Origin of the sequence: Pseudoxanthomonas beigongshangi (assembly GCF_016820515.1) — a bacterium.
GTDB lineage: Bacteria > Pseudomonadota > Gammaproteobacteria > Xanthomonadales > Xanthomonadaceae > Pseudoxanthomonas_A > Pseudoxanthomonas_A beigongshangi.
In genome coordinates this window covers 169,786-195,623 of the sequence record NZ_JADHDV010000004.1, presented here as the reverse complement: position 1 = coordinate 195,623, position 25,838 = coordinate 169,786, and the positions used below count along the sequence as shown (strand labels likewise).

Annotated in this window: 25 protein-coding genes; 14 read left to right on the top strand and 11 right to left on the bottom strand. The window is 68.8% G+C overall.

The window, feature by feature from the left end:
* Positions 1-91: 91 nt before the first annotated feature.
* On the top strand, positions 92-1,087 hold the full coding sequence (locus IQ458_RS04720; RefSeq protein WP_203322074.1) for an aldo/keto reductase: 996 nt from the start codon (positions 92-94) through the stop codon (positions 1,085-1,087).
* Between the two features lie 73 nt (positions 1,088-1,160).
* Here IQ458_RS04720 and IQ458_RS04715 read toward each other — a convergent pair whose 3' ends face one another.
* Positions 1,161-1,946: a TSUP family transporter gene (locus tag IQ458_RS04715; RefSeq protein WP_183639779.1), complete on the bottom strand. Its 786-nt coding sequence runs from the start codon at positions 1,944-1,946 to the stop codon at positions 1,161-1,163.
* Positions 1,947-2,086: 140 nt separating this feature from the next.
* Here IQ458_RS04715 and IQ458_RS04710 point away from each other — a divergent pair, with 140 nt between their 5' ends.
* Entirely contained in the window at positions 2,087-3,430 is a 1,344-nt protein-coding gene (locus tag IQ458_RS04710) for a M20 family metallopeptidase (RefSeq protein WP_183639781.1), read from the top strand.
* 21 nt (positions 3,431-3,451) lie between these two features.
* Here the strand turns inward: IQ458_RS04710 and IQ458_RS04705 are convergent, their stop codons facing one another.
* On the bottom strand, positions 3,452-3,919 hold the full coding sequence (locus IQ458_RS04705) for a protease inhibitor I42 family protein (RefSeq protein WP_203322073.1): 468 nt from the start codon (positions 3,917-3,919) through the stop codon (positions 3,452-3,454).
* 52 nt (positions 3,920-3,971) lie between these two features.
* Between IQ458_RS04705 and queF the strand changes: the two genes are divergently transcribed.
* The 4 genes from queF (at position 3,972) to icd (ending at position 7,318) form a co-directional block, all read left to right on the top strand.
* A complete protein-coding gene (gene queF / locus IQ458_RS04700; protein WP_203322072.1) occupies positions 3,972-4,787 on the top strand; it encodes an NADPH-dependent 7-cyano-7-deazaguanine reductase QueF in 816 nt (271 codons plus the stop codon).
* A 107-nt stretch (positions 4,788-4,894) separates the two neighbouring features.
* Positions 4,895-5,200 (top strand): LysM peptidoglycan-binding domain-containing protein, encoded by a 306-nt coding sequence (locus tag IQ458_RS04695; protein ID WP_183639788.1) that lies wholly within the window; start codon positions 4,895-4,897, stop codon positions 5,198-5,200.
* Positions 5,201-5,251: 51 nt separating this feature from the next.
* Positions 5,252-5,740 carry a hypothetical protein gene (locus IQ458_RS04690; RefSeq protein ID WP_183639790.1) on the top strand — a complete coding sequence of 163 codons (489 nt, stop codon included), beginning with the start codon at positions 5,252-5,254 and terminating at the stop codon, positions 5,738-5,740.
* A gap of 249 nt (positions 5,741-5,989) precedes the next feature.
* Positions 5,990-7,318, top strand: coding sequence for an isocitrate dehydrogenase (NADP(+)) (gene icd / locus IQ458_RS04685; RefSeq protein ID WP_183639791.1), 1,329 nt, complete (start codon positions 5,990-5,992; stop codon positions 7,316-7,318).
* 860 nt (positions 7,319-8,178) lie between these two features.
* Here the strand turns inward: icd and IQ458_RS04680 are convergent.
* Positions 8,179-8,403 carry a hypothetical protein gene (locus IQ458_RS04680; RefSeq protein WP_203322071.1) on the bottom strand — a complete coding sequence of 75 codons (225 nt, stop codon included), beginning with the start codon at positions 8,401-8,403 and terminating at the stop codon, positions 8,179-8,181.
* Between the two features lie 123 nt (positions 8,404-8,526).
* Between IQ458_RS04680 and IQ458_RS04675 the strand changes: the two genes are divergently transcribed.
* From IQ458_RS04675 to IQ458_RS04660, 4 genes are all read left to right on the top strand, one after another.
* Entirely contained in the window at positions 8,527-9,399 is an 873-nt protein-coding gene (locus IQ458_RS04675; RefSeq protein ID WP_183639795.1) for a LysR substrate-binding domain-containing protein, read from the top strand.
* Complete coding sequence (gene aceK, locus IQ458_RS04670; RefSeq protein WP_425504633.1) at positions 9,285-11,105, top strand: bifunctional isocitrate dehydrogenase kinase/phosphatase; 1,821 nt, start codon at positions 9,285-9,287, stop codon at positions 11,103-11,105. Before IQ458_RS04675 ends, aceK begins: the two co-directional genes overlap by 115 nt.
* A gap of 142 nt (positions 11,106-11,247) precedes the next feature.
* Complete coding sequence (locus tag IQ458_RS04665) at positions 11,248-12,186, top strand: hypothetical protein (RefSeq protein ID WP_192198289.1); 939 nt, start codon at positions 11,248-11,250, stop codon at positions 12,184-12,186.
* Between the two features lie 148 nt (positions 12,187-12,334).
* Positions 12,335-15,058, top strand: coding sequence for a bifunctional acetate--CoA ligase family protein/GNAT family N-acetyltransferase (locus IQ458_RS04660; protein ID WP_203322069.1), 2,724 nt, complete (start codon positions 12,335-12,337; stop codon positions 15,056-15,058).
* Here the strand turns inward: IQ458_RS04660 and IQ458_RS04655 are convergent.
* The 3 genes from IQ458_RS04655 to IQ458_RS04645 are packed head-to-tail and all read right to left on the bottom strand — an operon-like array spanning position 15,055 to position 16,189.
* The gene (locus IQ458_RS04655) at positions 15,055-15,279 is read right to left on the bottom strand and encodes a hypothetical protein (RefSeq protein ID WP_203322068.1); all 225 of its coding nucleotides are present in this window, start codon (positions 15,277-15,279) and stop codon (positions 15,055-15,057) included. The two genes, IQ458_RS04660 and IQ458_RS04655, sit on opposite strands and share 4 nt — an antisense overlap.
* A complete protein-coding gene (locus IQ458_RS04650; protein WP_183639805.1) occupies positions 15,266-15,712 on the bottom strand; it encodes a type II 3-dehydroquinate dehydratase in 447 nt (148 codons plus the stop codon). The genes IQ458_RS04655 and IQ458_RS04650 overlap by 14 nt, the downstream gene beginning before the upstream one ends.
* Before the next feature lie 36 nt (positions 15,713-15,748).
* A complete protein-coding gene (locus tag IQ458_RS04645; protein ID WP_203322067.1) occupies positions 15,749-16,189 on the bottom strand; it encodes a hypothetical protein in 441 nt (146 codons plus the stop codon).
* 190 nt (positions 16,190-16,379) lie between these two features.
* Between IQ458_RS04645 and IQ458_RS04640 the strand changes: the two genes are divergently transcribed.
* Both IQ458_RS04640 and IQ458_RS04635 read left to right on the top strand, forming a co-directional pair.
* On the top strand, positions 16,380-17,219 hold the full coding sequence (locus IQ458_RS04640; protein ID WP_425504632.1) for a class I SAM-dependent methyltransferase: 840 nt from the start codon (positions 16,380-16,382) through the stop codon (positions 17,217-17,219).
* 16 nt (positions 17,220-17,235) lie between these two features.
* A complete protein-coding gene (locus IQ458_RS04635) occupies positions 17,236-17,778 on the top strand; it encodes a pseudouridine synthase (RefSeq protein WP_203322066.1) in 543 nt (180 codons plus the stop codon).
* A 153-nt stretch (positions 17,779-17,931) separates the two neighbouring features.
* Here IQ458_RS04635 and IQ458_RS04630 read toward each other — a convergent pair whose 3' ends face one another.
* The gene (locus IQ458_RS04630) at positions 17,932-18,294 is read right to left on the bottom strand and encodes a hypothetical protein (protein ID WP_225562375.1); all 363 of its coding nucleotides are present in this window, start codon (positions 18,292-18,294) and stop codon (positions 17,932-17,934) included.
* Positions 18,295-18,500: 206 nt separating this feature from the next.
* The gene (gene hrpB / locus IQ458_RS04625; protein WP_203322103.1) at positions 18,501-20,984 is read right to left on the bottom strand and encodes an ATP-dependent helicase HrpB; all 2,484 of its coding nucleotides are present in this window, start codon (positions 20,982-20,984) and stop codon (positions 18,501-18,503) included.
* An 86-nt stretch (positions 20,985-21,070) separates the two neighbouring features.
* Between hrpB and IQ458_RS04620 the strand changes: the two genes are divergently transcribed.
* On the top strand, positions 21,071-21,877 hold the full coding sequence (locus IQ458_RS04620) for a TatD family hydrolase (RefSeq protein WP_183639811.1): 807 nt from the start codon (positions 21,071-21,073) through the stop codon (positions 21,875-21,877).
* 7 nt (positions 21,878-21,884) lie between these two features.
* On the opposite strand, the gene IQ458_RS04615 is transcribed toward IQ458_RS04620, so the two are convergent.
* Complete coding sequence (locus IQ458_RS04615; protein ID WP_203322065.1) at positions 21,885-22,193, bottom strand: hypothetical protein; 309 nt, start codon at positions 22,191-22,193, stop codon at positions 21,885-21,887.
* 188 nt (positions 22,194-22,381) lie between these two features.
* Between IQ458_RS04615 and IQ458_RS04610 the strand changes: the two genes are divergently transcribed.
* Positions 22,382-24,304 carry a winged helix-turn-helix domain-containing protein gene (locus tag IQ458_RS04610; protein WP_203322064.1) on the top strand — a complete coding sequence of 641 codons (1,923 nt, stop codon included), beginning with the start codon at positions 22,382-22,384 and terminating at the stop codon, positions 24,302-24,304.
* Between the two features lie 27 nt (positions 24,305-24,331).
* Here IQ458_RS04610 and IQ458_RS04605 read toward each other — a convergent pair whose 3' ends face one another.
* Together IQ458_RS04605 and panE are read right to left on the bottom strand one after the other, a co-directional pair.
* On the bottom strand, positions 24,332-24,829 hold the full coding sequence (locus tag IQ458_RS04605) for a carboxypeptidase-like regulatory domain-containing protein (RefSeq protein WP_183639818.1): 498 nt from the start codon (positions 24,827-24,829) through the stop codon (positions 24,332-24,334).
* Between the two features lie 40 nt (positions 24,830-24,869).
* On the bottom strand, positions 24,870-25,811 hold the full coding sequence (gene panE / locus IQ458_RS04600) for a 2-dehydropantoate 2-reductase (RefSeq protein ID WP_203322063.1): 942 nt from the start codon (positions 25,809-25,811) through the stop codon (positions 24,870-24,872).
* Between the last annotated feature and the right edge of the window lie 27 nt (positions 25,812-25,838).

Genomic DNA, 25,838 nt, shown 5'->3' with positions numbered 1-25,838 from the left:
ATCGACGCAATCGCCAGTTCTATCGTGCCCGGGTCGCGTCGGCCCGGCATCGCCGTGCCGGCGTGCCTCCCCCATCCGCAAGGAGTTCCCGATGAAAACCCGCACGCTGGGCCGCAATGGCCCGACCGTCTCCGCCCTGGGCCTGGGCTGCATGGGCATGAGCGCCTTCTACGGCGGCCGTGGCGAAGAAGGCGAATCCATCGCCGTGATCCACCGCGCGCTGGAGCGTGGCCTGACCCTGCTGGACACCGCCGACATGTACGGCCCGCACACCAACGAAGTGCTGGTCGGCAAGGCCATCGCCGATCGTCGCGATCAGGTGTTCCTGGCCACCAAGTTCGGCATCCGCATGGACCCGGCCGACCCGCACGCGCGTGGCGTCGACGGCCGACCCGAATACGTGCAGGCCGCCTGCGAGGGCAGCCTCGAGCGGCTCGGCGTGGATCACATCGATCTGTACTACCAGCACCGGGTCGATCCGCAGGTGCCGATCGAGGACACCGTGGGCGCGATGTCGCGCCTGGTCGAACAGGGCAAGGTGCGTTTCCTCGGCCTGTCCGAGGCCGCGCCGGACACCATCCGCCGCGCCCACGCGGTGCATCCGATCACCGCGGTGCAGACCGAGTACTCACTGTGGTCGCGCGAGCCCGAGAGCAACCACGTGCTGGATACGGTGCGCGAGTTGGGCATCGGCTTCGTGCCCTATTCGCCGCTGGGACGCGGCTTCCTGACCGGCGCGATCCGTTCGCTGGAGGATTTCGACGCCGACGACTACCGCCGTCATTCGCCGCGCTTCCAGGGCGAGAACTTCGCCCGCAACCTGGCGCTGGTGGACCGGGTGCACGCGCTGGCCGCGGACAAGGGCGTGACCGCCGGCCAGCTCGCGCTGGCCTGGGTGCTGGCGCAGGGCGATGACCTGGTGCCGATTCCCGGCACCAAGCGCCTGCGCTATCTGGAGGAGAACCTGGACGCGCTGGACGTGGTGCTGGCACCGGATGAACTGGCCGGCATCGAAGCCGCGTTCCCGCTGGAAGCGGTGGCCGGCGATCGCTACACCGCCGCCGGCATGGCGATGGTCAGCCGCTGAGGAGCAGCCGCTGAGGATCGGCGGATCCCGCCACGCGTCCGGCCATCGCCGGGCGCGTGGTGGCAGGTTTCCGTCACAGGCCCAGCCACTGGCGCAGCGGATGCGCCGGATCCGCCAGCAGGCGGATCGCCAGCGCGATGGACACGGTCACCAGCAGCGGCTTGATGATTTTCGCGCCCTGCTTCATCGCGAAACGCGAGCCCAATTGCGCGCCGATGAACTGCCCGGCGCCCATCGCCAGGCCGACCTTCCACAGCACCGCGCCGGTGGCGAGGAACACCGCGAAGCCACCGACGTTGGAGCCGAAGTTGAGGAACTTGGTGTGCGCGGTGGCCTTGAGGATGCCGTAGCCGGCCAGGCTGACGAAGCCCAGCATCAGGAACGAGCCGGTGCCCGGACCGAACACGCCGTCATAGAAACCCACCACCGGAACGAAGCCGAAACCGAACGCGGTCACGCCCATGCGGCGATGCTTGTCCACGTCGCCGATGTTGGGCTTGAGGCCGAAATACACCGCGATGGCGATCAGCAGGAACGGCAGCGCCATCTTCAGCCAGTCCCCCGGCACCACCGTCGCCAGCAACGCGCCGCCCACCGCGCCCAACGCCGCCATCAGCGCCATCGGCCATTGCATGCGCAGGTCCACGTGGCCATGGCGCGCGTAGCTCCAGCTGGCCGACGCGGATCCGAACAGCGATTGCAGCTTGTTGGTGCCCAGCGTCTGCAACGGCGGAATGCCGGCCAGCAGCATCGCCGGTATGGTGATCATGCCGCCGCCACCGGCGATGGAATCGATGAATCCGGCCAGCAGGCCGGCAAGGAACAGCAGCAGCAGGACCTGCAGGGCGATCTCGGGCATGGGTGTTTCTGGGGAAAGGACGGCGGCGGCTCCTCCGGCCGCTCGGACCTTGTGGGACGCGTGTGACAATGATAATCGCGATGCGCACTGCGCGACGGGAAACGGCTAGCATCGGACCGTCCCCGATACGGAGTTCGATGATGCGCGTCGCCCTGCCCATCCTTCCGCTGCTGTCCGCATTCCTGCTGTGCCCCGCCCAGGCGTGGGCTTCCGACACCGCGCAACGTCCCGAGGTAGCCGCGGCCGCGCGCGATTTGCAGGACAAGGTGCTCGCCTGGCGGCGCGACTTCCACCAGCATCCGGAACTGTCCAACCGCGAGGAACGCACCGCCGCGCAGGTGGCCGCGCACCTGCGCAAGCTGGGCCTGCAACCGAAGACCGGCGTCGCGTTCCATGGCGTCACCGCGGTGATCAAGGGCGGCAAGCCGGGCCCGCGCGTGGCGCTGCGGGCGGACATGGACGCGTTGCCGGTGACCGAACAGACCGGCCTGCCGTTCGCCTCCAAGGCCACATCGACCTACCGCGGCGAGACCGTGGGCGTGATGCACGCCTGCGGCCACGACGCGCACACCAGCATCCTGATGGGCGTGGCCGAGGCCTTGGTGGCGATGCGCAAGGATCTGCCGGGCGAGGTGCTGCTGGTGTTCCAGCCGGCCGAGGAAGGCCCGCCCAGCGGCGAGGAAGGCGGTGCCTCGCTGATGCTCAAGCAGGGCCTGTTCGATGGCTTCAAGCCGGACGCGGTGTTCGGCCTGCACGTGTTCGCCAATATCCCGGTGGGACGCATCGCGGTGCGCCAGGGTCCGATGATGGCGGCCTCGGATCGCTTCAGCATCCGCATGATCGGCCGCCAGACCCATGGCTCGCGGCCATGGGGCGGTGTCGATCCGATCGTGGCGATGGCGGATCTGATCGGCAGCGCGCAGACGATCGTCAGCCGCCGCACCGACATCTCGCGGTTGCCGGCGGTGGTGACCTTCGGCGCGATCAAGGGCGGCATCCGCTACAACATCATTCCCGACGACGTCGAGGTGCTGGGCACCATCCGCACCTTCGACGAGGGCATGCGGCAGAAGATCTTCGCCGACCTGACCAACGTGTCCGAGCATGTCGGCGCCGCGCACGGCGCACGCGCGGAAGTGAACATCGAAAGCCACGACGGCAATCCCGCGACCATCAACGATCCCGCCCTGACCGCGCGCATGCTGCCGAGCCTGCGCGCGGTGGCCGGCGTGGACAACGTGTTCGAGCCGCCGCTGCAGATGGGTTCGGAGGACTTCTCGCTGTACGGGCAGAAGGCGCCAGCGATGTTCTTCTTCGTCGGCGCGACCGGCAAGGACGTGGATCCGGCCACCGCGCCGAGCAACCATTCGCCGAAGTTCCTGCTCGACGAAGGCGCGCTGGACGTGGGTTTCCGCGCGCTGCTGCAGGTCACCCTGGATTATCTGAACGGTGCGCCGGCACCCGCCCCGGCCACTGCCGGCTAGGCCTGCCTTTCCCGGCGGGGTTCAGTCCCCGTCGGCTCCATCCACGGCCGCCGTGACCGTCACCCGGTAGCGCGCCTCGCGCGCCGGCGGCACCTCCTTTTCCCACGAACGCCGATAGACCAGCCGCAGCTGCGCGGTGCCCGCGCGTTCGGCGACGAAGCGCCAGCGCGACACGCCGCCGGCGCCGGGCATCGGCGGCGACGCGGGCGCGGCCTCGGCAACGGGAGGCGGGTCGACCCGGCGCAATACCGGCGCGCCGGTCTCGATGAGTTCCCAGCCATAGCCGGTGCTGGCGTTGGCCGGCAAGGCGAGGTCGAGGAAGCCGCCCACCGCCAGTTCCCGCGCCTCGGTGCTGGTCTCGCCGGCCGGCGTGGCCGGTGTGGCCCCCGCGGAAGGCGACGGAGAAGTCGCCGGTGGCTGTGCGCAGGCGGCCAGCAGGCCGGCCAACGTGGCGACGACGATGCCGCGATGCGCTCCGTTGCTTTCCATGGCGTTCTCCAGGACAGCCTGGCGTACAGGCGGACGGGACTAAACTAACACCATGAGCAAGCCCGAAGATTCCCTGCTGGGGCGCGAGGTCGCCTATCCGGATCACTACGATCCCAGCCTGCTGTTCCCGATTCCACGCCGCCAGGCGCGCGCCGAGATTGGCATCGCCGACGACACCCTGCCCTTCGCCGGACACGACCGCTGGCACGCCTACGAGCTGAGCTGGCTGGACGCGCGCGGCAAGCCGCGGGTCGCCACCGCGACCTTCACCGTGCCGTGCGATTCGCCGAACCTGATCGAATCCAAGTCGCTCAAGCTGTTCCTCAATTCGCTCAACGCCACCCGCTTCAACAGCGATGCCGCGGTGCTCGAGTGCATCCGCACGGATCTGTCGGCGCGCGCCGGCGCCGACGTGACGGTGGCGTTCGGGTTGCCGCCGATGATCGAAACGATCGAGGGCGAGTCGCTGGACGACCTGGACGTGGAGATTGATCACTACGGTCCGCCGCGTCCGGAGGGACTGCTGATCGACGGCACCGTGCTGGTGGAGGAAACCCTGGTGTCGGCGCTGCTCAAGTCCAACTGCCCGGTCACCGGCCAGCCCGACTGGGCCACCGTGGTCATCCGCTACGCGGGGCCGCGCATCGATCGCGCCGAGCTGCTGCGCTATCTGGTCGGCTTCCGTGATCACGCCGAGTTCCACGAGCAATGCGTCGAACGCATTCATTGCGATTTGATGACGCATTGCTCGCCGCAATGGCTGTCGGTGGAAGCGCGCTATACCCGCCGCGGGGGCCTGGATATCAATCCCTGGCGCGCCACCCCCGGCGTAACCGCGCTTCCGGCGCAACGTGAACCGCGTCAATAGCCGCTGGCTGAAGGCCACGCCGGTCTTCACGCCAATGCCATGATTTCTTAACAGGGCGCATGCAAGGCTAGCTCGTCCCAACATCCTGCACGGAAGGACGGTTGTGTATGAGCAACGAGAAGAAAGCGGATTTTTCGGGCGTCACCGCGAAGGTGGATTCCACCGAGCAACTCGTGGAGAAGGCTGACTTCTCCGGTGTCACCGCACGCGTGGACAGCACCGAGGAACTGGTCGGCGAACAGAGCTACACGATCGAGAAGGGCGACACGCTCTCCAAGATCGCCAAGGAACACTACGGCAATGCCAACGCCTGGAAGCATATCTTCGAGGCCAATCGCGACGTCATCGAGGATCCGGATCGGATCTTCCCGGGCCAGGTGATCAAGCTGCCTCCCAAGGACAGCATCGCCTGACCGCGCGCTCACCCTACCGACCATTCAACGGCTGACACAAGGACTGACACCATGAAGCAGAACCGCATTTCCTATGCCCTGATGATCGCGCTGGCCGGCACCGTGGCCTTGGCCGCCTGCAAGAAGAAGGAAGAACCGGTAGCCCCGCCGCCGGCCGCGACCGAACCGGCTCCGGCACCCGCGCCCGCTCCGGCCGAACCCGCTCCCGCTCCGGTGAGCGCCACCAGCGTGACCGTGGGCAACACCGCAGCCGCCGACAAGTCGGTGGCCGCCGTTTCCACCTTCACCCCGAAGGACAAGATCATCGTTTCGGTGAAGACCGATGCGAACACGCCGGCCAATGCCAATATCGATGCCAAGTTGACCTACCAGGACGGGCAGGTTGCCGGCCAGAAGACTCAAGCCATCAAGGCCGAGGATGCTGGCACCACGAACATCGAATTCACCAATGCCAATCCCTGGCCCGCCGGCAAGTACAAGGTCGACGTGACCTTGGACGGGCAGGCCGTCGGCATGACCCAGGAAATCGAAGTCAAGTAATCCCACCCTCTCTCCCACCCTGGTGGGCAAGCTCGGGCGCGATGCGAATCGCGCCCGCTTTTTTTTGCAGCCTCCCACCATGCCGCGGGCCATACGCCGGGCCACGGTGATCCGGGTTTTGCCCATGGCTGCATAAACCGCGACAATGGGGGTCCGCTTCACCCCGTCGTACCCCACACCTTTGCTGGACCCTTTTTGTTCACCCCCGCGCGCGGTCCGCCGCGTGCCATCTCAACCGGGAGCAGTTCCATGGCAGAACCTGTCCTCACCCCGCCCCCCGGCGGTGAGAAGATCACCATCTCCGGCGGCAAGCTCAATGTCCCCAACCATCCGATCATTCCCTTCATCGAGGGTGACGGCACCGGTCCGGACATCTGGCGCGCCAGCGTCCGCGTGCTCGACGCGGCGGTGGAAAAAGCCTACGGCGGCGCCAAGAAGATCCATTGGCTGGAAGTGTTCGCCGGCGAGAAATCTAACAACCAGTTCGGCACCTGGCTGCCGGATTCGACCGTGCAGGCCTGCCGCGACTACCTGGTCTCGATCAAGGGCCCGCTGACCACGCCGGTCGGCGGCGGCATCCGCTCGCTCAACGTGGCGCTGCGCCAGATGCTGGACCTGTACGTCTGCCTGCGCCCGGTGCGCTGGTTCGAGGGCGTGCCCTCGCCGGTCAAGAAGCCGGGCGACGTCGACATGGTGATCTTCCGCGAGAACACCGAGGACATCTACGCCGGCATCGAATGGGCCGGCGGCAGCGCCGAGTCGCAGAAGGTGCTGGACTTCCTGGCCAAGGAATTCCCGCAGGCGTTCGGCAAGATCCGCTTCGGCACCCAGGAAAAGGCCAACGAGTGGCAGCAGGCGCTGGAAGGCATCGGCGCCCCGCACCGCGAGGTGGGCGTGGACGTCGGCCTGGGCATCAAGCCGGTCAGCCGCCTGGGCACCGAGCGCCTGGTCCACAGCGCCATCCAGTACGCCATCGACAACGGCCGCAAGTCGGTCACGCTGGTGCACAAGGGCAACATCATGAAGTTCACCGAAGGTGGCTTCCGTGACTGGGGCTACCAGGTGGCGCGCGACTACTTCGGCGCGGTGGAGCTGGACGGCGGTCCGTGGCACGTGATTCCGGAAGGCAAGCCGGGCGCGGGCATCGTCATCAAGGACGCCATCGCCGACGCGTTCCTGCAGCAGATCCTGCTGCGTCCGCGCGAGTACGACGTGTCCGCCACGCTCAACCTCAACGGTGACTACCTGTCCGACGCGCTGGCCGCGCAGGTCGGCGGCATCGGCATCGCGCCGGGCGCCAACATCAACTACGTGACCGGCCACGCGGTGTTCGAGGCGACCCACGGCACCGCGCCCAAGTACGCCGATCTGGACAAGGTGAACCCGGGTTCGGTGATCCTGTCCGGCGAGATGATGCTGCGCTACATGGGCTGGACCGAAGCCGCCGACAAGATCATCGACGGCGTCAACAAGGCCATCGCCAGCAAGCGCGTGACCTACGACTTCGCCCGCCTGATGGACGGCGCCACCGAAGTGAAGTGCAGCGAGTTCGCCGACGAGATCATCAAGCACCTGTGAGGGTGGTGATCCGCGGTTGATGTCGCAGACGCCCGGCCTTGCGCCGGGCGTCTTCTTTTTGGGGGGCGATTCCCGCAACTCCGCGCCAAAAGCAAATCCCCCTCGGTCCCCCTTTTTCAAAGGGGGAGGCAAAGCCGGTTTCCGAGCGTCGGGGTTGCTCGTATGCCCCCTTTGAAAAAGGGGGCGGGCGCCGAAGGCGACGGGGGATTGGCTCTTCGCGCCAAAAGCAAATTCCCCTCGGTCCCCCTTTTTCAAAGGGGGAGGCAAAGCCGGTTTCCGAGCGTCGGGGTTGCTCGTATGCCCCCTTTGAAAAAGGGGGCGGGCGCCGAAGGCGACGGGGGATTGGCTCTTCGCGCCAAAAGCAAATTCCCCTCGGTCCCCCTTTTTCAAAGGGGGAGGCAAAGCCGGTTTCCGAGCGTCGGGGTTGCTCGTATGCCCCCTTTGAAAAAGGGGGCGGGCGCCGAAGGCGACGGGGGATTGGCTCTTCGCGCCAAAAGCAAATTCCCCTCGGTCCCCCTTTTTCAAAGGGGGAGGCAAAGCCGGTTTCCGAGCGTCGGGGTTGCTCGTATGCCCCCTTTGAAAAAGGGGGCGGGCGCCGAAGGCGACGGGGGATTGGCTCTTCGCGCCAAAAGCAAATTCCCCTCGGTCCCCCTTTTTCAAAGGGGGAGGCAAAGCCGGTTTCCGAGCGTCGGGGTTGCTCGTATGCCCCCTTTGAAAAAGGGGGCGGGCGCCGAAGGCGACGGGGGATTGGCTCTTCGCGCCAAAGGCAAATCGGCCCTGGTTCCCCTTTGGCTTTCAACAGCCAAATGGCTGATCAAACAGGAGGTGGAGAAGTGCGCTCCCGAGCCGACGCCGCGGGCTCACCGGAACAGCGACAGCGCGGTCATCTCGCGTCGCCGACGTGCGTGCAGTACCCGCAGGGCACGCTCGTGGCGTTCGGGCGGGACCGGCCGCCGCGCCGGGCGCTGCTCGCCGTCGCCCGCGCGGAGCGCTTCGGTACTGGCGATGTGACCATCGAGGAACAGCATGCCCTGGCTGACGGCGCCCAGTTCACGCCACCACGAATGCTTCGTTTCGGTACGCATGGGATTCTCCTGCCGCCGGGACGTCCGGCTTGAACAGGAGCCAAGCTAGGCTCATCCTGATTGCAGAAAAAGCGAAACCTCCGCAAGCCAGCCTTGAGCCGGGTTCAACATGGACCAATCCGCATGAGCCGTTTGCCGCTGGACCAGATCGACGCCTTCGTCACCGCCGCGCGGTTGAAGAACCTGACCCGCGCGGCCGAGGCCATGCACCTGACGGTGAGCGCGCTCAGCCACCGTATGCGATTGCTGGAAGAGCGGGTCGGCCACAAGCTGCTGGCGCGCGGACCGCGCGGGGTCGAACTGACTCCGGAGGGCCAGCGCCTGTTCGACGCGGTGGCCACGCCGCTGGATGCGATCGGCCACGCGCTGCAACGGATGTCGGCGCGCAACGACCACGTCATCACCCTGAGCCTGATCCCGTCGATGGCCACCGCCTGGCTGGTGCCGCGCCTGCCCGATTTCCTGGCCGCCAATCCGGAGCTCGGCCTGAACCTGCAATCGAGCACCCACGTGGTGGATTTCGATCGCGAACCGGTGGACGTGGCGCTGCGGCTGGGCGGCGGGCGCTGGCCCGGCGTCCGCTCGGAACTGCTGTTCCACGAATGGATCCAACCGGTCGCCAGCCCGGCCTTCCTCAAGCGCCACGGCAAGCCCGCGCTCACGCGCATCGGCAGCCTGCCGCTGCTGGGCGATCCCTCCGATCGCTGGAAGGAATGGTTCGCCGAGTTCGGCGGCGAGGTGCCGCGCCGGTTCGTGGCCCAGTTCGACGACACCGAGACCCTGCACCAGGCCGCCGCGCAGGGCATGGGGGTGGCATTGGCGCGGCTCACCCTCGCCGAACCGCTGATCAAGGCGGGCCGGCTGGTACCGCTGACCGGCAAATGCCTGCAGGCCGATTTCGCCCACTACCTGGTCTATCCGGAGCGCAGCCTGGCGCATCCGGATTTCCAGACCGTGCGCAAATGGGTGCTGGACCAGGCGCGGGTGGACGCATGATCCAGCCGACCGTCATCGCCACGCTCATCCACGATGCGTTCGCCGACTATCACGCGCGCTTCGCCGAGATCACCCAGCGCGCGCGGCATCGGTTCGAGACCATGGACTGGGCCGGCGCGCGCGCCGATGCGGTCGAGCGCATCGAGCTGTACGACGAATGCATCGCCGAATGCGCGCTGCGCCTGCAGGCGGCGCTGCTGGATCACGCGCATGACCGTACCCTGTGGTCGGCGGTGCGCGACGGCTACGACCGGCTGATCGCGGATCTGATCGACCGCGAGCTGTACAAGACCTTCTACAACACCCTGACCCGGCGCTTCTTCAAGACCCGCGGCGTGGATCCGTCGATCGAGTTCATCGCGATGGACGTCGAACCGACCGACGCCATCACCCATCCGGTCGCGCGGCACAGCTACGCGGTGTCCGAGCAGCGCCCCACCGACACCTTCGTGCGGGTGCTGGGCGATTATCGCTTCGATATTCCCTACGCACACCGCACCCGCTGCGCGGCCTCGATTGCCATCCGCCTGCAGGACGATCTGGCGCACTGGGGCGAGAACCCGGTGCGCGGGATCGAACTGCTGGACACGGTGTTCTACCGCGAGCGCCGCGCCTACCTGATCGGCCGGGTGTTCGGCGAGCACCGCTTCTCGCCCTGCGTGATCGCGCTGGTCAACGACGGCGGCAAGCTGAAGGCCGAGGCGGTGCTGACCCGGCGTGGCGACGTCGCGCACCTGTTCGGCACCTCGCGCAGCTATTTCCATGCGGACCTGTCCACCGTCGGCGACGCGGTGGTGTTCCTGCGCTCGCTGCTGCCGGGCAAGCCGATCGACGAGATCTACACGGTGCTGGGCCGGGCCAAGCAGGGCAAGACCGAACGCTTCCGCACCTTCTTCCATCACTTCGACACCCAGGCCGGCGAGCAGCTGGTGCAGGCCGAGGGCACCCCGGGCATGGTGATGGCGGTGTTCACCCTGCCCAGCTATCCGCTGGTGTTCAAGATCATCCGCGACCGTTTCGCCTATCCCAAGGAAGTCAGCCGCAAGGACGTGGAGGACCGCTACAACCTGGTGTTCCACCTGGATCGCGTCGGTCGCCTGCTGGACACCCAGCCCTACCGTTTCCTGCGCTTCCCGCGCGCGCGTTTCGCGCCTGCCCTGCTGGAGGAACTGCGGTCCACCTGCGGTCACGGCATCACCGAGGACGGCGACGACCTGATCATCCACCTGTGCTACGTGCAACGGCGGTTGCGCCCGCTCAACCTGTACCTGCGCGAGCAGAAGCCCGAGGCCGCGCTCGCCGCCGCCATCGACTACGGCCAGGCGGTCAAGGACATGGCGCGCAACAACATCTTCCCCGGCGACATGCTGCTGAAGAATTTCGGCGTGTCGCGGCACGGCCGCGCGGTGTTCTACGACTACGACGAGCTGTGCCTGGTCACCGACTGCCACTTCCGCGACTGGCCGCAACCCACCTGTTATGAGGAGGAAATGGCCGACGGGCCGTGGTTCTACGTTGGTCCTGGCGACGTGTTTCCGGAACGCTTCCCGCAGTTCCTCGGCCTGCCCGCGCCGCAGGCGAGCGCATTGCGCGCGGCGCATGGCGATCTGTTCCGCGCCGGCTGGTGGCGCGATCTGCAGGCGCGGCTGGCCGCCGGCGACTATCCGGACACGCCGCCGTATCCGGACGCGTTGAAACTGGCCTGAGCTTCGCCTGAGCCGCTACGCGCGGGCTTCCACGATCGCGTCCATTTCCCTGCGGCGGTGCGGCTCGACATTCGGACACGTCCTATGGGAGATCCCGCCCGGGCCGCCTAACGTCTCCGGTTCCTTCACCGGTAACGGCATCGTGCGACTCATTCCCCGAATCCTGCTTTCCATTCTGATGGTCGCCGCATGGCCGCTTGCGGCCGAGGACGCGGTACCGCCATCGCCAGCGGAAACCTTCCAGCTCTATATCCGCACCTTCCTCCGTTTCGACACGGAAGCCGCCAGAACGCTCCAGGACGCAATCGAACCCCGGTATGGCGCCGGTATCGTCCCCAAACCGGAAGACGTCGCCGCGATGGCGGCACTGGTTCGCTCCGGCGGCGTACCCGGATTCCCGACCCAGGCCGAGGTCGCGGGAAGCGGCGAGGATCCGGTGGAAAAGAAGATCATGCAGTCCATGCAGCTGATATCCGCCCCTCTGTACGATACTTTCACCAGCGTGGCCTGCACGGTCGGGGACGTCACCATCACCAGTCCCGGCGAGCCTGCCGAGGGAAAGGTCGCGACCTTCGCCTACACCTGTCTTGTTCCGGATGTCTCCCGCACGCACGAAGCTTTCCAGGCCGCCATGAACGAGCCCTCGCCGGAGCGGATGGAGGCCTTCGCCAATACGTACATCGCCGCACTGAAGGGTCCTCGCAACAGCCGGGTCGAGGGCACCTTCACGCTATCCGCCGCGACCGCCGATGGTCCCTGGTACGACCCTGACCGCGATTTCATCAGCGTCCTGTACGCGCTGCAGATGGCGATGGTCCCGTTCGCGGATCTGCACGAGGAAACCGAGGTCGCGAAGGTTCCACCGCTCACCGGCGTCCCGATCTGCGACGTGCTGATCGCGCGGCATCGCGCCTGCATGACCCGGCGCGCCCCCGACGCGCTGCCGGTGGTGGAGGAGATGGCGGACGAACTCGAGCAGATGTCGGCATTCCGGGATGCCCGGGACATGACCCGCCATTGCAAGACGCTTCATCTGCTGCTCCAAACCCAGTGGGGACCGGAGTGCTTCGCCACTCCCTGACCCCTTGTTACGGTATCGACACGGGGAGGCGGGGCTTCCCGAAGCGACAATTGTCCCCGCCAGTTCCGAAGATCGCCAGCGACCTGATCATGGCCCGCTGACAGCCAGCGCGTTACCTTTGTCGCGCCTCCCGTCTTTCCGGTCCGCGATGAGCACCTACCGCCTGCAATCCATCTTCCGGCCCACCTCGGTGGCGGTGGTCGGCAGCCGGTCGCGGCCGCGTTCGGTCGGACGCGCGGTGATCAACAACCTGCTGGAAGCCGGTTTCGGCGGACCGATCGGCCTGGTCAACCTGCATCCGGCCACCATCGACGGCGTGACCACCGCCCGGCGCCTGCGGGACCTGCCGTGGAAGCCGGATCTGGTGGTGATCGCCACCCCGCCGGCCACGGTGCCGGGCATCGCCCGCGAGGCGGCCGAGTGCGGCGCCGGCGCGGTCGCGGTGCTGACCGCGGCGATGGGTTCGGGTCCGGACTCACCGGCGGCGCAACTGGATGCCATCGCGCGCGAGAAGGGCCTGCGCGTGCTGGGACCGAACTGCCTGGGCGTGATCGCCCCGCACGTGCGCCTCAATGCCAGCCTCGCCGGGCGCCTGCCGAGCGCGGGCGATCTGGCGCTGATTTCGCAATCGGGCGCGATTTCCGGCGGGCTGGTGGAATGGAGCGTCGGCCGCTCGGTCGGATTCTCCGCGGTGGTGTCGCTGGGCGATGCGCTGGACGTGGATTTCGCCGATCTGCTCGACTACTTCGCCACCGATCACCGCACCCGTGCCATCCTGCTCTACGTCGAGGCGATCAAAGACGCGCGCAAGTTCATGTCGGCCGCGCGCGCGGCGGCGCGCACCAAGCCGGTGGTGGTGGTGAAATCGGGCCTGCCCTCCGCAGCGGGCGGCCGCGCGGCCGCCGACAGCACCCACGTGCAGCACCTGGCGCATCCGCGCGCGGTGTATGACGCCGCGTTCCGACGCGCCGGCCTGTTGCAGGTGCGTTCGCTGGACGAACTGTTTTCCGCCGCCGAAACCCTGGGACGCCTGCGCGCGTTTCCGGGTCGGCGGTTGGCGATCCTGACCAACGGTGGCGGCGTGGGCGCGCTGTCGGTGGACCGCCTGCACGAACTGGGCGGCACCCTGGCCGCGCTGTCCGACGGCACCCGCGACCGCCTGGACGCGATGCTGCCGGCGGGCTGGTCGCGCAGCAATCCGGTGGATCTGCTGACCGACATCGACGCCGAACGCTACGCCGCCACCATCGCCGCACTGCTGGACGATCCGGAGAACGACGCCCTGCTGGCGGTCAACGTACCCACCGTGTTGTCCTCGGCGGTGGAGACCGCCGAAGCGATGACCCGCCTGCTGCGGGCGCGCCCCGCGCACGGCCCGCACAAGCCGGTGTTCGCGGTCTGGCTGGGCCACGATCCGGCCGCCGCCGAAGTGCTCGATGCGGCGCGCATTCCCAACTACCCGACCGAGTCCGACGCGGTCGGCGGCTTCATGCACCTGGTCCGCTACCGCGAAGCGCAGGCGGCGCTGATGGAGACGCCGCCCAGCCTGCCCGAGGATTTCGTGGTCGACACCGATGCGGCGCGCGCGCTGGTGGAGCAGGCATTGAGGGATGGCCAGCACTGGCTGGATCCGCTGGCGACCGCGCACGTGCTGGCGGCCTACGGCATTCCGGTCGCGCCGTTGCAGCGCGCGCGCGATCCGGACGACGCGGCGCGGGTGGCCGAGCCGCTGCTCGCGCAGGGCCTGGCGGTGGCGGTGAAGATTCTTTCGCCGGACATCCCGCACAAATCCGATGTCGACGGCGTGCGCCTGAACCTGGTCAGCGCCGACGCGGTGCGCGAGGCGGCCGCCGGCATCCTCCAGCGCGCGCGCGCGGCGCGCCCGGACGCGCGCATCGGCGGTGTGCTGGTGCAGCCGACCCTGTTGCGGCCGAAGGCACGCGAGCTGATCGCCGGCATCGCCGACGACGAGGTGTTCGGCCCGGTGATCGTATTCGGTCGCGGCGGCACCGCGGTGGACGTGATCGACGACAAGGCGCTGGCGCTGCCGCCGCTGGATCTGCGCCTGGCGCACGAGCTGATCGGCCGCACCCGGGTCTCGCGGGTGCTCAAGGCGTATCGCGACGTGCCGGCCGCCGACGAGCGCGCGATCGCGCTGGTGCTGGTCAAGCTCGCCCAGCTGGCCGCCGACATCCCGGAAATCCGCCAGCTGGACATCAATCCGCTGCTGGCCGATCGCGACGGCGTGATCGCGGTGGATGCGCGCATCGCGGTGGCGCCGGGCCGCAAGCTGCACAAGGGCCGCGGCCATCCGCGCTTCGCGATCTTCCCCTATCCGAAGGAATGGGAGCGCACGATCACCCTGGCCGACGGCAGCGACGCCTTCGTGCGGCCGGTGCGGCCGGAGGACGACGCGATGTTCCGCGAGTTCTTCACCCACGTCACCGACGAGGACCTGCGCCTGCGCTTCTTCCAGTCGGTACGCCATTTCAGCCACGAGTTCATCGCCCGCCTGACCCAGATCGACTACGCGCGCTCGATGGCGCTGGTGGCGCTGGATCCGGCCAGCGGACAGATGCTGGGCGCGGTGCGCCTGCACGCCGACGCCAATTACGAACGTGGCGAGTACGGCATCCTGGTGCGCTCGGATCTCAAGGGCCACGGCATCGGCTGGCGGCTGATGCGGATCATGATCGAATACGCGCGCTGGCTGGGGCTGGCGCTGGTGGAAGGCCAGGTGCTGCGCGACAACCGCACCATGCTGGCGATGTGCGAGCAGCTGGGCTTCCGCATCCGCGCCGATCCCGACGAGCCGACCCTGATGGACGTGGAACTGCCCATCGACGGACGCACCGAGGACGGCGCCGGCTAGAGCCGGAAGACCTGGCGCAGGCGCACCTCGCCCGGATCCACGCCATGCTGGTCGGCGGCCGCCTGGCGCAGCCGCCGGATCAACCCCGCGGGGTCGCGGTTGGCGGCTTCGGTGGCGCAGCCCAGGGTGATCTGGCCCCAGGCGACCGCTTCGCCCATCACGTAGACCTCGTAGTCGGCGAAGTAGCCGCTTCCGGCCGCTGCCCGCTCAGGTACCGACATGGCGTTCGGACTCGCATTCGGCGCAGCCCAGGTGCTCCAGCGCCATTTCCAGCGCCAGCGTATAACTCTGCGCGCGATAGCCCTGGGCGACCGCGAGGCAGGCCGGCGAGGGTGGCAAGCGCGGTTCGGGCGCGTCGCAGGCGTCGTCGTGCACTTCGATGTAGGGAATCCCGGTGTGGTCCACCGCCTCATGCAGGCGCGCGCTGCCGGCGGCGCTGCCGGGATCCAGCAGCAACAGCTCGGTGTGCGCCCGTCGCGCGCTGTCCAGTGCATGCAGGTACTCGGCTTCGTTGGCGCACACGCGCACCGCCAGGGTCTTGCCGGCGACGGCCGCGCGCTCGGCCAGTCCGCGCAGGATCTGCGGCGGCAACGGGGGCGGAGGTTCGCTGTGATGGGCGCGGCGCTCCGGGCCGCGGATGAGCAGTAACGACATGGGAGAACTCCGTCGGGAGGGAGGAATGGAAAGTGGTCAGACGCCGCTCGCCGGCATGGCCAGCCGGCGCAGGGCGATGGACAGCGCCAGTGCGTGACCGCCGGGACGATCCCGGTTGAACACGACCGTCGCCAGCGGTGCGTGTCGCAGATCCAGATAGGTCTCCAGCACCTGCGCGCTGTCGTCGTGCACCTCGATGTAGGGCATCGACAGGTGATCCAGGGTTTCGCGCAACGCCGGCAGGCCGGGGTCGTTGGCGGCGATGTCACCGGAATCCAGCAACAGCATGCGCGCGTCCAGGCTGGTGCCGGCACGCAGTCCGGTCAGCAGCGCGTCCACGCTGGGGCAATGGCAATGGAACACGGTGTGGCCGCGGGCGCGCGCCTGGGATTGCAGGCCGCGCACGGCCCGCGGCGCCAGCATCGGCGCGTGGCCAGCCGATGATGCGTGCGGGCCTTCGATGATCAGCAGGTTCATGCCTGGCTTCCGGACGCGCTTGCGCGCAGTCCGGTCAGCCTAGGCGGCGGTGGCGTAAACGGGCCATTCCGGACACGGGCGTCCTGCGTAAATTCCACATAAGCGCGCCGACGCCGATGGCATGGATTCAGCCATGCCGCAGCGCGACCGCATGGTAGGCTCGCGGCACTTTTCCCCCGGAGGACACCCGATGAAGTCGCATTCGATTTGCCTCGCCGTGCTGCTGGCCCTGGGCGCACCCGTGATCGCGCAGGCGCAGGATGCCGCGGCAACCGCCGCCGACGCCGCTTCCGGCATCGACACGATGCTCAAGGGCAACTGGCGCGCGCCAGCCAACGTGGCCCGCGACGATGCCCGCCATCCGCTGGAAACCCTGACGTTCTTCGGGCTGAAACCGGACCAGACCGTGGTCGAGATCACGCCCGGTGGCGGCTGGTACTCCGAGATCCTGGCGCCGTACCTGCGCGAACGCGGCCAGTACGTGGCGGCGGTGGTGGATCCGATGGCGGTGGCCGAAGGCCGCGGGCGCGATTACCAGCAGCGCAGCAAGGACGGACTGGAAAAGAAGCTCGCCGCCTCCCCCGCCCAGTACGACAAGGTCCGGGTGACGGCCTATTCGCCGTCGGCGCCGGTGTTCGGCGCGCCGGGCTCGGCGGATCTGGTGCTGACCTTCCGCAACGTCCACAACTGGCGCTCGGCGGGCCAGGCCGAAGGCATGTTCAAGGGCTTCTTCGACGTGCTCAAGTCCGGCGGCGTGCTGGGCGTGGTCGAGCATCGCGCCAAGCGCGACGTGCCGGCGGACGACAACAGCGGCTATGTCGGCGAGGCGCAGGTGATCGCGCTGGCCGAGGCGGCGGGATTCCGCCTGGACGGCAAGAGCGAGGTCAATGCCAATCCGCGCGACACCAAGGACCATCCCAATGGCGTGTGGACGCTGCCGCCGACCAACAACCACGATGCCAAGGATGCGGCGAAGTACCAGGCCATCGGCGAAAGCGACCGGATGACGCTGCGCTTCGTGAAGCCCTGATTCAAGCGGTTGTTCCGTGCTGATCGCGTTCAACAAACCCTTCAACGTGCTGTGCCAGTTCACCGACCGCAGCGTTCCGCCCCGGCGGACGCTGGCGGAATTCGGCCTGCCGCCGCGGGTATACGCGGCCGGCCGCCTGGACCACGACAGCGAAGGCTTGCTGTTGCTGACCGACGACGGCGGACTGGCGCATCGCCTGACGGATCCCCGCCACAAGCAGGCCAAGACCTACCGGGTGCAGGTGGAAGGCGCGCCGGACGAGGCGCAGCTGGACGCGTTGCGGCGCGGGGTGGTGTTGAGCGATGGACCGACCCGGCCGGCGGAGGTGCGCCGGCTGGATCCGCCGCCGGTGCTGTGGCCGCGCGATCCGCCGGTGCGCTTCCGCAAGACCGTACCGGACGCCTGGCTGGAAGTGCGCATCACCGAAGGCCGCAACCGGCAGGTGCGGCGGATGACCGCCGCCGTCGGCTTGCCGACCCTGCGACTGGTGCGCGTGGCGATGGGTGAAGTCTCCCTGGGCGAGCTCGCTCCCGGCCAATGGCGGGAAATCCGCACGTAGAGCCGAGCTTGCCCGGCTTGGGGGTCATCGGGAAGGAAACACCGCGCGCAGCGGAGCAAGCTCCGCTCTACAGCTTTGTGTAGAGCCGGGCTTGCCCGGCTTGGGTCATCGGGACGGAAATGCCATATGAAGCGGAGCAAGCTCCGCTCTACGTCAGGGGTTGGGCGAGGTGGAGCGGGAGGCCGCGGCGCGGCGGCCGGCGCGGCCGGTGCCGTTGACCTTGCGCGCTTCGATGCGACGCGACTTGCCTTCGATCGGCGCGTCGGCGGCGTCGCGCTTGCGCTTGCGGTAGGCCGCATAGGCCAGCAGGCCAATGCCGGCGGCCGCGGCGACGGCCACCACCGGGTTGCGGCGGATGAACTTGCCCGCGGTCTTGGCGCCGGTCTTCGCCGCGCCCAGCACCACGCCGGTCTGCAGCAGCTTGTCGGCGTTCTTCGGCATCGCCTGCTTGAGGTTGCTGCCGGCCTGGCTGACCAGCTCCAATGCGCGGTCGGTAATGATGGTGAGCTTGCTCATCGTCGTTGTCCTGTGGGAGATGACGGGTCCAGTGTCCATCGGGGGATGTTCACGGCCCGTTAGCGGACCACGCCCGCGCCGACCGTTGGCTGAACGGCTGCGGCCCCGTTCTTGTGGCCCTGTGGGAGCGACGTCAGTCGCGAAGGGGCTTTCCCGCAGGCGTCCATCGCGACTGACGTCGCTCCCACAAGGGAAGAAACCTGATCTCAGGTCCCGCGCGGCTTGGCGCGGTGGGTGGCCTGGGCGGTCCAGGGATCGTCGGGCCAGGGGTGCTTGGGGTAGCGGCCCTTCATTTCCTTCTTCACTTCCGGGTAGGTGCGTTCCCAGAAGCCGCGCAGGTCCTGGGTCACCTGCAAGGGGCGTCCGCCCGGCGAAAGCAGGTGCAGGGTCAGCGGGACGCGACCGTCGGCGATACGCGGCGTTTCGGCCAGGCCGAACAGTTCCTGCAGCTTCACCGCCAGCACCGGCGGTTGCCCGTGCGCGTATTCGATGCGCCGTTCCATGCCCGACGGCACGATGATGCGGGTCGGGGCGAGCGCATCGACACGCTGGCGCAGCGACCAGTCCAGCGGCGACTTGAGCGCCTCGGCCAGTTCGGATTCGCCGAGCGCATCCAGCCGGCTCTTGCCGGCGAAGGCGGGCCGCAGCCAGCGATCCAGATCCGCCAGCAGGGCCTCGTCGGACAAATCCGGCAGGCCAAGCTCGGGCATCCATTCGCGCAGGCAGCGCACGCGTTCGCGCCATTGGCCCAGTGATTCGGTCCATGGCAAGGCATCGATGCCCAGTTCGCGCACCGCGTCGGTGAGCGCTTGCGCCGCCAATGCGGGATCGACACGGCCGGTTGAACGCGCTTCCAGCACGATGCGATCGAAGCGGGTTTCGCGCTGCGCGCTCAGCGCGCGCTTGCCGGCATCCCAGCGCAGCGCGTCCGCGGTGACGAAGCGGTCCGGAAACTCGGCGCGCAGAAACCCTTCATCGACCGGCGCACCGCGCTGGATCAATGCGTCCTTGGCTTCGTAACGCAGTTCGCTGGCGACAATCCAGGGTTCGCCGAACAGCGCGCTGTCGTCGAACAGGCGCGCCATGCGTCCGTTCGCCAGCGCATAGCGGCGCGGGTCCTGCGGATGCTGGTAGCCGATGCGATCGGGATAGGCATGGCTCAGGCGATCACCCAGCAGGTGCGCCTCGACGGTCGATGGCGGCGGCGCGTCTTCGCGCAGGCGCCGACGCCACTGCTTGGACGCCGCGTCGATGGCGGCGAGCGCGGAACGATGCGCGTCCGCCGGCGCCCTGCCCTGGCGGAATGCCGCCAGCGCGCGCCAACGCGCGGCCAGGGCATCACCGCCGCCACGCAGCGGATCCCGCGCTTCGATCAGCGCCGCCAGATCGCAGGCCAATGCGCGGGTCGCACCCGCCGGCGCCGATAGCAGCATCGCCGCCAGCCTGGGATGCGTGCCCAGCGCCAGCATCCGCTGGCCCAGCGCGGTGACGCCGCCGCTGTCGCCGAGCGCGCCCAGCCGCTGCAACAACTCGCGCGCCGCGCCGAGGGCGCCGGCCGGCGGCGGATCCACGAAGCGGAGTTGGTCGCTGCCCCACGCCGCCAGTTCCAGCGCCAGCGCGGCCAGTTCGACCTGGGCGATTTCCGGGCGGCGCTGTGGTTCCAGCCGCTGCGATTGCGGCCACAACCGGTATGCCCATCCTTCGGCGACGCGACCGGCGCGACCGGCGCGCTGGTCGGCGGAAGCCTGCGAGATGGCAACGACTTCCAGTCGCGCGAAACCGCTGTTGGGATCGTAGCGCGGCTCGCGCGCCAGCCCGGCGTCGATCACCACGCGCACGCCCGGCAGGGTCACCGAGGATTCGGCCACGTTGGTCGCCAGCACCACCCGGCGATGGCCGTGCGGATCCGGTTGCAGCACTTCGGCCTGGCGCTCCACGGGCAGCTCGCCGTGCAGCGGCAGCACCGCGACATCGCGCGGCAAGCCATCGAGCAGCGATTGCAGCCGCGCGATTTCGCGCTGGCCGGGCAGGAACACCAGCACGTCGCCCGGATGCGACGCCAGCGCCTGCTCGATCGCGCGGCGCGCCTGCACCTCGGCGGGTTCGTCGCGGCGCGCGGGGAAATGCGCCACCGTCACCGGGAAGCTCCGCCCTTCGCTGGCCAGGCGCGGGGCATCGAGGAAACGCGCCAGGCGTTCGCCATCCAGGGTGGCCGACATCGCCACGATGCGCAGGTCCTCGCGCAGCTGCGCCTGCACATCGAGCGCCAGCGCCAGGCCGAGATCGGCCGACAGATGGCGTTCGTGGAATTCGTCGAACAGGATCGCCGCGACCGATTCAAGCATCGGATCGTCCTGGATCATCCGGGTCAGGATGCCCTCGGTGACGACCTCGATGCGGGTGCGCGCCGACACCTTGTTCTCGAAGCGGATGCGGTAGCCGACGGTTTCGCCGACCGCCTCGCCGCGCTGCTTCGCCATGAAGCCGGCGGCCGCGCGCGCGGCCACCCGGCGCGGTTCCAGCATCAGGATGCGGCGCCCCTGCACCCACGGCTCGTCGAGCAGCGCCAGCGGCACCTGGGTGGTCTTGCCCGCGCCGGGCGGCGCTTCCAGCACCAGCCGCGGATGCGCCGACAGGCTCCGCCGGATCTCCGGCAGCAGCGGGGTGATGGGGAATTCCGGTGACGGCACGGGCGACGGCATGGCCCGCTAGGATACCGGCTCCGCGCGCCGGGCCGACTACAATGGCGCGCCCTCCGCTCCACGACTTCCGCTCCATGCACCTGATCGACATCGGCGCCAACCTGACCCACGAAAGCTTCGGCCACGATTTCGACGCGGTGATGCAACGCGCCCGCGCGCACGGCGTGGTGCAGATGGTGGTGACCGGCGCCAGCCGCGAGCATTCGCCGCAGGCGCTCGCGCTGGCCCAGGCGCATCCGGGTGAACTGTTCGCCACCGCCGGCGTGCATCCGCATCACGCGGTCGAGTACACCGACGAGTGCGACGCCGAGATGCGCGCGCTGCACGCGCATCCGGAAGTGGTCGCGGTGGGCGAATGCGGGCTGGACTACTTCCGTGATTTCTCGCCACGGCCGGCGCAGCGGCGCGCCTTCGAGCGCCAGCTGCAGATCGCGGCGGAGAACGGCAAGCCGCTGTTCCTGCACCAGCGCGACGCGCATGCGGACTTCGTGGCGATGATGAAGAACTTCGACGGCCGGCTGGGCCCGGCGGTGGTGCACTGCTTCACCGGCAACCGCGAGGAATTGTTCGACTACCTGGACCAGGACTGGCACATCGGCATCACCGGCTGGTTGTGCGACGAACGCCGCGGCCAGCACCTGCGCGAACTGGTCCGGCACATCCCCGCCGAACGGCTGATGATCGAGACCGACTCGCCCTATCTGCTGCCCCGCACCGTCCGGCCGCAGCCCTCGCATCGCCGCAACGAGCCGATGTACCTGGCCCACATCGTCGACGAGCTGGCACGTGATCGCGGCGAATCGGTGGAGGCCACCGCCGCCGCGACCACCGCGACCGCGCGCGCGTTCTTCCGCCTGCCGTCGCGCGAACCGGGTACCTAGCAGGTACCTAGGGTCGTCCGGCCAACCCACGCTCCGGCGCATCGGCCGGACGCGGAAACTGCAACACGACCGTGCGGATGCCGGGCTTCCGGCAGGCGCGCTGGATCTCGGCCATCAGCCGCTGGCGCGAGGCATAGGCCTGGCCGGCGTTGGGCTGGCCCAGCCAGCGACCGGTCTCGTACTGGGACGGCAGGCGTGGTTGCGCGCAATCCACCCGCAGGTCGGTCGGCGGCGTCGCGGCGCCGGCACGGGCGGGCGGCGACGGGACCGCTGCCAGCAGCAGGGCGGACAGCACGGTGGCGGGAATGGCGTTCATGGGGTTTGTTCCTTCGATGGCCGGGTCGCCAGCCTCGCGCCGCCGCCGCGTCCGGGTCTTGAGGAGGCTGGCGGGAAACCCCGATGGACGGCTTGGGAAGCTTGGGAAATGCTTAGGCCGGCACGGCCGCGCTTCCGCGTATCCCTAGGATGTACGTGTTCCGCCGGAACCTTCCTGCGCCGATCGCCATGCCGTCATCCGCTTCCGCCCGCATCGTGCTCGACGGCGTGGTCATCGACCTAGCCGGACGCCAGTTGCTGCGCGACGGCGAAGTGCGTCCGCTGGAGCCCAAGGCGTTCGACGTGCTGGCGCTGCTGGCGTCGGAACCGGGCCGCGCGTTCAGCCGCGACGAGATCCTCGACGCGGTGTGGGGCCACCGCCACGTCACCCCGGGCGTGCTCAACCGGGTGATCACCCTGCTGCGACAGGCGCTGGGCGAGGACGCCCATCATCCGCGCCGGCTGCACACCCTGCACGGCATCGGCTACCGCTTCAACGAGGAACCGGCACCGCCCGGTGCGGCCTCCGCTCCCGCAACCGATCCTTTGGTCGCCACGGCGCACCCAGGCCCTCCGCGTGCGCCGGCCTGGGCCATCGCCTCCTTGCTGGGCCTGCTGTTGCTGGCCGCCGCGGTATTCGTCCCGCGTGCTTACGACACGGCGCCGGCATCGGCCCGGGCCGAGCCGCGCACCCTGATCGTGATGCCGCTGGTCGCGGTGGGCGAAGGAGATCGCGACATCGCCTTCGGCCTCAGCGAGGAGCTGATCAGCACGCTCTCGCGCATCCGGGGGCTGCGTGTGATCGCACGCGATTCGACCCGCCTGGCCACGGCCGACGGCGCCGACCTGTCGCGGCTGGTCCGCCGGCTCGGCGTCAGCCATGCGCTCGAAGGCAGCGCCCGCCAAGCCGGGGAGCGCCTGCGGGTGCACCTGCGGCTGGTGGATGCGGCGACCGGACGCACCTTGTGGACCCAGGACTACGATCGCGACGTGGCCGACGTGCTGGCGCTTGAACGCGACATCGCCCAGGCCGTCGCCGGCGCACTCGCGCTCAACCTGGGGCTGGCACATCCGGCCGCGGCAACGCGCGGCGGCGACGCGGATTTCTACCGTCGCTACCTGGCGGTGCAGGCCTTGCTGCGTGCGCCGCCACCGGTACCGCCCGAGCGGGTCGAGCTGGCCGAAACGCGCCTGCGCCAACTGGTCGCCGAACAACCCCGGCACGCGCCTTCGCACGCCGCCCTCGCCGCGGCGCTGGACGGGCGCGCCTACCTGCGGCCGGAACTGGCCATCGAGCTGCGCCAGGATGCGGCGCACCACGCCGCATTGGCGCAGCGTCTGGATCCCGCCTTGCCCGAGCCCTACCTGGTGCAGGCCAGCGCCGCCTGTCGCGGCAACCAATGGGAGCTATGCCTCTCGCTGTACCGCCATGCCACCGACCTGGCGCCCAGCGAGATGCGCGCGCAGTTCCAGTACGCCATGGCGCTGGCGTCGCTGGGCTACCTGGACCAGGCCGAGCAGGTGATGCGGCGCGGCGCCCGCCGCGATCCGCTCAACCAGGGCTGGCATTTCGGTCATGGCCGCATCCTCGACACCCTGGGCCGGCACCGCGAGGCCCTGGTCGAATTGCAGCGCGCCGGCCGCTTCGGGCGCTATGGCCGCTGGTTCAACGCGGTGTGGCGCGGCGATCACGCGGCCTTGCCGGTGATCGCCGCCGGCATCGGCGGACCCGAGGACACCAGCAGCCGGCAGTATGGCCCGCTGCTTCGCCAGTCCTACCTGCTGGCCAGCCGGGCCGTGGTGGATCCTTCCGCCTGGCCGCGGACGCGCATCGCGATGAAGGAGTTCGAACAGCGCACCGGGTTGATGAACTTCCTCAGCGTGCTGGATCCGCAACGCGACACCGCCGCCGTGATCGACGGGCTGGATCAGGTGCGAAGGCGTTCGTATTCATCCTGGGATCTGCTGCTGTGGACCCGCGACCTGGCGTATCTGCGCGAGGATCCGGCGTTCCAGGACTACCTGCACCGCAGCGGCATCGCCGCGTACTGGGACAAGCATGGCCTGCCGGCGCAATGCCGGCGCGACGCACGCCGTTACCGGTGCCAGTGAATCCGTGGATGCGGAGGCGACTCTTCTCTAGCGATCCCGCGCCTTCCATTCGCAAACGTCCCGCACCCGCGCCAGATCGCAGTGCATGTCGATACGGCGGGGCGGCCATCCGATGTCGCCTTCCTTGAATCCTTCGACCCAGCGTCCGTCGTCCTCGATGCAGACGCCCCACGTGTTGATGCGATCGCCCATCGGCAACATCATCCCGATCTCGCTGGCGCCGCGGATCGTGAACCGGCCCGTCGCGTCGGTGACTGCCGTATACCGGGAGGGTCCGCAGTCGGCCTTGAACATGCTCGGCAACACGTGGATCCGCGCACCCGCAACGGGAACCTGCCCTCGCACCAGCATTCCTTCGATTGCCGGGACGATCTGCTGCCCATGCGGGAAACAGCCAGTCAACAGCAGCAGGCTCGCGGACAGCGGCAAAAGGCGTCGCAGATGGCGTGTATGCATCAGTTGAAGGACTCCGGGAGGGTTCATGGCGGTGTCCCCACCGTACGAACGGCGATCGCCGGCGGCCATCGGAGCATTCCGAATGGCGCCGATTCTCCGCTCCGCGCGATCAACGTGCCGGCAGCGACGCCTCGTAGGCCTGCAGATGGCACCAGGCGGTGGACAGCAGGGACGCCGGCAGTCCGAAGCCCTGCGCGCGATGCACCATGTCGCCGACGATCTGCCGGCCCTCCACGCGCTGGCCGGCTTCCAGGTCGCGCAGCATCGAGGCCTTGATGTCCGACCCCGATTGCCGCAGCGTCGCCAGCGCGGTGTCCTGCGCAGCCTGCGGAATCGGTTGTCCGGATGCCGCGGCCACCGCGATGCATTCGGCGTACAGCGCGGTCATGAACGCCTCGCCGCCCTCGCCCGCCACGATCCGCCCGATTGGCGCGCGCATCAGGCAGGTACCGGCGGCCAGCGCGGTGAGGAAGCTGTACTTGATCCACTGTTCGCGGGCGATGTCCGGCGACAGCAGGTGATCGACGCCGGCCTGCGCGCAGGCCTCGGCGAAGGCCGACAGGCGCGCGCGCGGCGCGGCGCCATCGCGTTCTCCAAAGGTGACCGAAGCGGGCTTGCCCAGATGCAGGATTTCGCCCTGCGGTCCCTTGGTGGCGCTGATGAAGCACAGGCCGCCGACCACGTGATCGCGGCCGAACCGCTCATCCAGCCGCGCGTAGTGCAGCAGGCCGTTGAGCACCGGCAGTACGTCGGCGCCGGCCTCGACCGCGGGTGCGATCGCTTCGATCGAACTGTCCAGGTCGTAGGCCTTGCAGCTGAGCAGGACCAGATCGAAGGGACGCGACGCAATCAGTGCCGGCAGGGCTTCGGCGGTCACCGTCGCCACCGGCAGGTCGGCGTCGCCGAGCGGACTGCGGATGCGCAGGCCCTCGCGCGCCAGATCCGCCGCGCGCGGCGCGCGGACCAGGAAGGTGACGTCGGCGCCGGACTGCGCCAGGCGGCCGCCGAAATATCCGCCGGTGCCACCGGCGCCCAGGATCAGGATTCGCATCCGCACCACTCCCTGCATCGCGCCGGA